This is a genomic window from Fervidicola ferrireducens (genome assembly GCF_001562425.1).
In the GTDB taxonomy this organism is placed as follows: Bacteria; Bacillota; Thermosediminibacteria; order Thermosediminibacterales; family Thermosediminibacteraceae; genus Fervidicola; species Fervidicola ferrireducens.
This window is the reverse complement of sequence record NZ_LOED01000066.1, coordinates 1-3,486: the sequence shown is the minus strand read 5'-3', so window position 1 is coordinate 3,486 and position 3,486 is coordinate 1. Positions and strand designations below refer to the sequence as shown.

Annotated in this window: 7 protein-coding genes; 4 read left to right on the top strand and 3 right to left on the bottom strand. The window is 46.5% G+C overall.

Going from position 1 to position 3,486, the window contains the following annotated elements; genetic code table 11:
• The coding region (locus AN618_RS12905; protein WP_187694941.1) for a recombinase family protein at positions 1-274 on the bottom strand (274 nt) is incomplete at its 3' end.
• A gap of 42 nt (positions 275-316) precedes the next feature.
• Here AN618_RS12905 and AN618_RS13625 point away from each other — a divergent pair.
• The 4 genes from AN618_RS13625 (at position 317) to AN618_RS12155 (ending at position 1,729) form a co-directional block, all read left to right on the top strand.
• The gene (locus tag AN618_RS13625; protein ID WP_066355583.1) at positions 317-505 is read left to right on the top strand and encodes a HAMP domain-containing protein; all 189 of its coding nucleotides are present in this window, start codon (positions 317-319) and stop codon (positions 503-505) included.
• A gap of 73 nt (positions 506-578) precedes the next feature.
• On the top strand, positions 579-1,007 hold the full coding sequence (locus tag AN618_RS13620) for a sensor histidine kinase (RefSeq protein WP_066355581.1): 429 nt from the start codon (positions 579-581) through the stop codon (positions 1,005-1,007).
• 97 nt (positions 1,008-1,104) lie between these two features.
• Entirely contained in the window at positions 1,105-1,338 is a 234-nt protein-coding gene (locus AN618_RS12160) for a type II toxin-antitoxin system Phd/YefM family antitoxin (protein ID WP_066355579.1), read from the top strand.
• A complete protein-coding gene (locus AN618_RS12155; RefSeq protein ID WP_066355577.1) occupies positions 1,322-1,729 on the top strand; it encodes a putative toxin-antitoxin system toxin component, PIN family in 408 nt (135 codons plus the stop codon). Before AN618_RS12160 ends, AN618_RS12155 begins: the two co-directional genes overlap by 17 nt.
• 85 nt (positions 1,730-1,814) lie before the next feature.
• Here AN618_RS12155 and lpdA read toward each other — a convergent pair whose 3' ends face one another.
• Positions 1,815-3,224: a dihydrolipoyl dehydrogenase gene (lpdA, locus tag AN618_RS12150; protein ID WP_245628536.1), complete on the bottom strand. Its 1,410-nt coding sequence runs from the start codon at positions 3,222-3,224 to the stop codon at positions 1,815-1,817.
• On the bottom strand, positions 3,221-3,486 hold a 266-nt coding region (locus AN618_RS12145), incomplete at its 5' end, for a 2-oxo acid dehydrogenase subunit E2 (protein WP_187694940.1). The genes AN618_RS12145 and lpdA, both read right to left, overlap by 4 nt.

Below are 3,486 nucleotides of genomic sequence, written 5' to 3'. Positions count from 1 at the left end.
CTATCTCATAACCTCTGGAACGGCAATACTCTTCGAGCCGCTGCCTTTGGCGTTCCAGATTTCCCGATCCGGCCTGCTTGGCTGAAGAAATGCGGGCGTAAATAACAGCCCTCCGGCCAGAAGGCATAGTTTCACCCAGCTGGCGCAGGACCTCACTCCTGGGGAAACGCCTCTGGCCGGAGGGTGTGCGTATATACCGTATTTTACTCGGATGTACGCCCAGTATTTCAGCGGCTTTACGTAATGGGTAGTGTTCTTCCAGTTCATGTTTCATAGTTTAAATATAGCATTGATTAAGAAAAAAGACAACTGTTGAGTGGACGTCCGAATATCCGTCGAAAACCGGGATGAAATAGGAGAGCTTGCCCAAACCATAAACGAGCTAGCCAAAAGTCTAAAAAATTACGAAAACCTGCGCCGGGATTTTATCGCCAACACCACCCATGAACTCAGGACTCCCATAAGCATCATAAAGTTCTTATTCTATAATAGAAGAATCGGATAAACTTAACAACCTCGTTAACGAAATTCTAGAACTCTCAAAGCTCCAGTCCGGCGGGATAAAACTTAACTTAAAAATGATAAACCTCAAAAATTTACTTGAAGGAATATTAAAGGAGCTCGAAATACTGAAAGGAGACAGAACCATTCACACGGACCTGGATGACATTGCGGCAGCCGGCGACGAAGAACTTTTGAAAAGAGCTTTTACAAATATAATAATCAATGCGGTAAATCACACCGGCCTATCGGGGAATATCTACATCTCCTTAAAGCAAAACGGGAAGTGGGCGGTGATTTCAATAAGCGACGATGGCCCGGGCATTGACGAACGGGACCTCCCCTACATTTTCAACCGTTTTTTCAGCAAAGACAAAAAAAGAGCCGGGGGGCTCGGACTTGCAATAGCAAATGAAATAGTAATGATGCACAGCGGGAGGATAGAGGTAAAAAGCAAAAAGGGTTCTGGCAGCGTGTTCACGGTAATTCTGCCTTCTGTTCCGTAAAAGTGTAAAAACATTTCCTCGGAGATGGTCAATATATCGTTGATAAAAATAGTCAATTTGAATATAATAGTATTAGCTAACATGGGAGGTATTATAAATGCGCGTGACTTCTTCGGAATTCAAAATGCGAGTAGGTAAGTATTTAAAAATGGTCGAAAATGAAGTAATTATAATAACCAAAAATGGTAAAGATGTTGCAAAACTTGTTCCCGTAAAAAAGAGTAACAAAACCGAATTTTTGTACGGACTCTTAAAAAATTATAAAGACAAAGATATCACGATAGAGCTAATTAGAAATGAAAGGATAAAAAAGTATGAAGCTGATGATTGATACTAACATCGTTCTTGACCTTTTGCTAAAAAGAAATTTTCATGAATCAGCTTATAAAATTTTCAAATTAGCTGAAGAAAAAAAGCTTGATGCTTATATAGCTTCCTTTGCAATTACCGACATTTATTACTTCCTCAGGAAAGAGCTTTCTCATGAGATATCCAAAGAAGCCATAAAAGCTTTAATGGAAATAGCAAAACCCGTCAGCATTACAAAAAAAGACATAGAAAAAGCATTAAATTTCACCGAATTTGATGACCTCGAAGATGCCTTACAGCTTCAGTGTACAAAAAAAATTAAAGCCGACTATATCATAACAAGAGATAAGAAATTCTTAAAACTTACAAATAAAGCAATTACTCCGGAGGAATTTTTAAAAATACAAAGTTAGGAATTTTAGCAGAATTTCCGGATTTTGCTTAAAAATAAAAGCCGGTGTAAAACCGGCTCAAAGTTTCAATAATTATAAGCCATGTTCACATCTTGTGTATCGGCATCCCCAAAAGGTCGAAGGACGCCTCCATTATGGTCTCCGAAAGGGTCGGATGGGCGTGTATGGTATCCGCCAGTTCCTCGGCCGTGCACTCTAGCTTTATGGCAAGTACGGCTTCGCCAATGAGCTCCGTCGCTCCGGGCCCTATGATGTGGACACCCAGTATCTCGTTCCATTTAGAATCCGCTATTATCTTGACAAACCCCCTGGTCTCCCCTATGGTAAGGGCTCTTCCGCTGGCTATAAAGGGGAATCTTCCCACCTTCACACCGTCGCCGTGGATTTCCCTGGCCTCCCTCTCCGTCAGTCCCACGTAGGCGACTTCCGGGTCCGTAAAGATACAGCTCGGCACGGCCCTGTAGTCCATCACCCTGTCTTCTCCGAGGGCATTTGCTGCAGCCACAATCCCCTGGTGGGAGGCCACGTGGGCCAGCTGGAATTTCCCAGTTATATCCCCGACGGCATAGACGTTTTCAAGATTCGTCCTCATGCGTTCGTCGACGGCGACCCAGCCGCTTTCAAGTCTGATACCCAGGTTCTCGAAAGCATCCGTCACAGGCCTTCTTCCTACCGCCACCAGCACCTTATCTACCGAAATCGAACGCATCCCACCAGACGTCCTTACGCTCACTTTCAGCCGGCCGCTTTCCCTTTCCACCGATTCCACTCTAGATTCCGTGAAAATCTTGATTCCCCTTCTTTCCAGGTTTTTCTTAAGTTCTACAGATATTTCCTCGTCCGCCCGCGGCAATATCCGCGGAAATACCTCGACTATAGTCACGTCGGTGCCGAGAGAACCGTAAATGCTCGCCATCTCCACCCCGATGACTCCCCCGCCGAGGATGAGCATCGAACCCGGTATATCGTCTAAAGAAAGGGCTTCTTCGCTGGTGATAACTCCGGGAAGGTCATTGCCCGGAAAGGGAATCACCGCCGGCTTTGAGCCGGTAGCGAGGATTAAGCTGTTTGCCGTTAAGACCTGTTCCCCCTCGCGGTATACAACCCTTACACTTCTTTCACCTTCCACTTCTGCCCCGCCTCTGAAGACCGAAACGCCGTTTGCCTTAAGAAGGTTTTCCACACCCCTCCTGAGCGTCGCGATTACCGCGGCCTTTTTCTTCTGCAGGGCATGCCAGTCGACCCTCACGTTTTCGACCGCGATGCCGAAATCTCCTGCATTTTTCAAGCTTTGATAGAGGGAGGCACCGTGGCTCAAAGCTTTTGTCGGAATGCACCCGCGGTTGAGGCACGTCCCGCCGAGGTCACCTTTTTCGACGAGTCCTACCTTAGCTCCCTTTTTCGCCGCATATATGGCAGCCACGTAACCGCCGGGGCCCCCGCCTACAACCACCAGATCGTAATGCAAGGTCACCATCTCCTTTACCTTTATCAAATCAGCATTTCGATGGGGTCTTCCAGAAGCTGCTTTATCCTCCGCAGGAACCTGGCCCCCAGGGCTCCGTCTATTACCCTGTGGTCGCAGGAAAGAGTCATCTTCATCATGGGCCTTACCGCTATTTCGTCGTTTTCGGTCACCACGGGTTTTTTCATGATCTTGCCCACCGCCAGTATGGCGCTCTCGGGAGCGTTTATTATGGCGGAAAATTCCTCTATGTCGTACATCCCGAGATTCGAGATGGTAAAGGTCCCGCCCT